The sequence below is a fragment of the Bacillus sp. MBGLi79 genome, from assembly GCF_002953915.1.
The window spans coordinates 3,486,228-3,490,432 of sequence record NZ_CP026521.1; the positions used below are offsets into that span (position 1 = coordinate 3,486,228).

At 45.2% G+C, this 4,205-nt stretch carries 4 protein-coding genes; 1 reads left to right on the forward strand and 3 read right to left on the reverse strand.

All coding sequences use genetic code 11. From position 1 onward, the window contains the following. Positions 1–144: 144 nt before the first annotated feature. Positions 145–372, reverse strand: coding sequence for a DUF3923 family protein (locus C1T29_RS17810; RefSeq protein WP_208945513.1), 228 nt, complete (start codon positions 370–372; stop codon positions 145–147). 259 nt (positions 373–631) lie between these two features. Between C1T29_RS17810 and C1T29_RS17815 the strand changes: the two genes are divergently transcribed. Beyond that, on the forward strand, positions 632–1,444 hold the full coding sequence (locus C1T29_RS17815; protein ID WP_020452537.1) for an HAD family hydrolase: 813 nt from the start codon (positions 632–634) through the stop codon (positions 1,442–1,444). Between the two features lie 31 nt (positions 1,445–1,475). On the opposite strand, the gene thrS is transcribed toward C1T29_RS17815, so the two are convergent. Beyond that, a complete protein-coding gene (gene thrS / locus C1T29_RS17820) occupies positions 1,476–3,407 on the reverse strand; it encodes a threonine--tRNA ligase (protein ID WP_020452538.1) in 1,932 nt (643 codons plus the stop codon). A gap of 343 nt (positions 3,408–3,750) precedes the next feature. Further along, the coding region (gene ytxC, locus C1T29_RS17825; RefSeq protein WP_269321158.1) for a sporulation protein YtxC at positions 3,751–4,205 on the reverse strand (455 nt) is incomplete at its 5' end.

A 4,205-nucleotide genomic window follows, 5' to 3' on the forward strand; every position in this document is an offset into this window, starting at 1 on the left:
GATCATGAGTTGAATCATATACTTCCCCTTGCTTTCTTTCTGTATCGGAATTTGCTCTTATTCTATCATACCTCTTTTTATTCACACTTTGACGCGGCATGCTTTACAAAATAAAAAAGGCAGCAAATAATTGCTGCCTTTACCTTATTTGCTGCTACCCGTTTTCAAATTAACAATCAGCCACACAACTTGAATAATGAATGGAAATATAAATGCAATCAATAAAACGATAAACGCTATTAATTTAAGCTCAAGCGTTTGAGTAACACCGGCGACATCAACATCTCTCAGCCACACGAGAGCCGTCCCCATTACAAAAACGGCCATCCAAAATATGTTGCAAATCCACCAAAATATCCATCGTTTTTTCACAAAACCATTCCTTCCATTTCTACACTGTATCTACTTCTTCTGTCCGCATGTGAGCCCGTTATCACGAACATAAGATGCATCTTAAAAATCCCCTGCATTTCCAAACAATAGAAACCCGTTTCATTCTATCATATTCGAGAAGCTTTCACACTTTGACACTGCATTACATCACATTCTTAAATTCATTTCTTTCACATCCATTTAATCTATTGTAAAATAAATAAGAGAATTCTATAAATTAATGGCAGAGGAGAAGATCATGAAAGCCGTATTTTTTGATTTAGACGATACATTGCTCTGGGATGAAAAAAGCGTCAGCACAGCATTTTCCAAAACGTGTCTTAAAGCTGAAGAAAAATACGGAATCCATGCGGAAGAATTTGAAGCAGCGGTCCGCGAAGCAGCGCGAAAGCTTTACACGTCTTATGAAACATATCCATACACCGTCATGATCGGCATCAACCCATTTGAAGGCCTGTGGTCAAACTTCAGCGAGCCGATCAGCGAAGGCTTTCAAAAACTGAACAAAATTGTTCCTGAATACAGAAAAAACGCATGGACAAACGGATTGAAGGCGTTTGGCATCGACGATCCCGCCTTCGGGGAAGAACTCGGCGAATATTTCGCCGCAGTGCGCCGAAAGAGCCCTTTCGTGTATGAAGAAACATTTGCCGTTTTAGATGAACTGAAAGGAAAAGTAGAGCTTCTTTTGCTGACAAACGGCGATCCGAGCCTGCAGAAAGAAAAGTTGGCAGGCGTACCGGAACTTGCTCCTTATTTTAATGAAATCGTCATTTCCGGTGAATTCGGAAAAGGAAAGCCTGATCCAAGCATATTTGAACACTGCCTCAGCCTCCTCGGCATGACAAAGGATGATGCCGTGATGGTCGGAGACAACTTGAACACCGACATTCTCGGGGCTTCCAGAGCGGGCATTCAAACCGTCTGGGTCAACCGCAAAGGCAAAAAGAATGAAACTGACCTTACACCCGATCACGAAATCAGCCATTTGAGCGAACTGTTCGATATCCTCCGCGGAAAAACAGCCGACAAACTAAGCAAAAAAGCATGACTCCCGAGCGGGAATCATGCTTTTTTCTCGTTTATTTCTTTGCTTCTGCAACGGCTTTTTTAATGAAGTCTGCAAAGGCAACTGTTTCTGATTTTTGCTCTCCGTATTTGCGGACGTTGACGGCTTCGTTTTCAACTTCCTGGTCGCCGACGACAAGCATGTACGGGATTTTTTGCATCTGTGCTTCACGGATTTTATAGCCGATTTTCTCGTCACGGATATCGACTTCAACGCGAAGTCCTTCACGCTGCAGGCGCTCTTGAACTTTTTTGGCGTAGTCAAGATGCACGGACGGCGATACAGGGATGACCTGGAACTGAACAGGGGCAAGCCATGTCGGCAATGCGCCTTTATGCTCCTCAATTAAGAAAGCGACAAAACGTTCCATTGTGGAAACGACACCTCTGTGAATGACGACCGGACGATGAGGTTTTCCGTCTTCTCCGACATATGTCAGATCAAATTTTTCAGGAAGAAGGAAGTCCAGCTGTACAGTTGACAGTGTTTCCTCTTTTCCGATTGCTGTTTTGACCTGAACGTCAAGCTTCGGTCCGTAGAACGCCGCTTCCCCTTCGGCTTCGTAATAATCGTGTCCGATCTCGTCCATCGCTTCCTTCAGCATCGATTGCGCTCTGTTCCACATTTCATCGTCATCGTAATATTTCTCTGTATCTTCAGGGTCGCGGTAAGACAAGCGGAATGAGTACTGCTCAAGGCCAAAGTCTTCATACACTTCCTGAATCAGGCGGACAGTGCGGATGAACTCTTCCTTAATTTGATCGGGACGGACGAAAATGTGCGCGTCATTCAAAGTCATCCCGCGAACACGCTGCAGACCTGAGAGAGCGCCTGACATTTCGTAGCGGTGCATCGTTCCGAGCTCCGCGATCCGGATCGGCAGTTCACGGTAGCTGTGAATGTCGTTTTTATAAATCATCATATGATGCGGACAGTTCATCGGTCGAAGCGTCAATGTTTCATTGTCCATTTCAATCGGAGGGAACATTGTGTCTTGATAATGATCCCAATGCCCTGACGTTTCGTAAAGTTCTTTGCTGCCAAGGACAGGTGTATACACGTGCTCATAGCCGAGCGCAAGCTCTTTGTCAACGATATAGCGCTCGATGACGCGTCTGATGGTTGCACCCTTTGGCAGCCAAAGCGGCAGCCCTTGCCCTACCTTTTGCGAAATCGCAAACAGCTTCAGTTCTTTTCCGAGCTTTCTGTGGTCGCGTTCTTTTGCTTCCTCAAGGAGGCGAAGATGCTCATCAAGCTCCGCTTTTTTGAAGAAAGCCGTACCATAAATGCGCTGGAGCATCTTGTTGTTGCTGTCTCCGCGCCAGTATGCTCCCGCAAGGCTCAGCAGTTTGAACTCCTTGATTTTTCCTGTCGAAGGAACGTGAACACCGCGGCACAAATCGAAGAATTCGCCTTGTTCATAGATCGATACCGTTTCACCTTCCGGAATCGCATCAAGCAGTTCCAATTTCAAATCATCGCCGATTTCGGCAAACCGGGCTCTGGCTTCCTCACGGCTGACTTCTTTTCTTACGATCGGCAGATTTTCGCCAACGATTTTTTTCATTTCCTTCTCAATCTTCGGAAGGTCTTCCGGAGTCAGCGCTTCTTCCATATCCACATCGTAGTAGAAGCCGTTTTCAATGACCGGACCCACGCCAAGCTTCACGTTTTTATACAGGCGCTTGATCGCCTGGGCCATTAAGTGTGCAGTACTGTGGCGCATGATTTCAAGCGCTTCTTCGCTGCCTTCTGTAATGATTTCGATGGCGCCGTCCTCAAGGATCGGTGCGCGCAGATCGATTTCTTTGCCGTTTAATTTCCCCGCTATTGATTTTTTCTTTAAGCCGGGACTGATTGATGCCGCGATATCTTCTGTTGTCGTCGTTTTTGCAAACTCCTTAACCGCTCCGTCAGGAAATTTGATTTTTACCATATCTGACATCCTAGTCACTCCTTTTTTTTACAAAATAAAAAATCCCCGTCCCCCTATGAAAGGGACGAGGATTAATAAACGGAATTCGTGGTTCCACCCTTTTTCCCGAAAACGCAAAAAACCCGTCGCGCTCTCGGCTTTCGGTTCTGTAACGGGAAGTCCCGTCAGTCATTACTAGACACATTGCCGTTCACAACTGATGTTCAAAGGCGGTAAAAAAATGCTCCTTGGCTTAAGAGACTTTCAGCCGTGGTCTCCCTCTCTGTCAAACCGGTGTTCATCTTTTCATGTCCTTATCGATACATAATATCTTTAAGTTTACATCGTATTATAAATCGTTTTTCACACAAAATCAAGAATGCTCTTCCAAAATGTTTTCTCGCGGATGAAAGGCGTCAAGCGAAAGAATCCGTACGCGCTCCTGAAAAATATTTTGAATGGTCTGAACCATGGCGTGTTCCCGGTCTTCTGTATAGAGGTCTATTTTTTCCGGCGCAATCGATACGAGCGGAGCCAGGAGATGGGAATCAATATACATCGGGTGTTCTCTTACGAACCGCCTGTCTATGTATTTTTTTTGTTCCCGTTCAGAAATATACTTTAATTCCCACAATACAAAATAACCGTCGTGCACAATGCGGACATGGTCAAGCATCGGCTCTTTCGACATGACGTAGTCTCTCAGCGATTGAATGAATGTCTGATATTCCTGTTCCATTTTATACTCGTCAATTGCCGCCTCCACATAAGACCTGAGGCGTTCATAATACCTCCCGAGGCGAAATGTCATAAAAGACCGAATGGAAA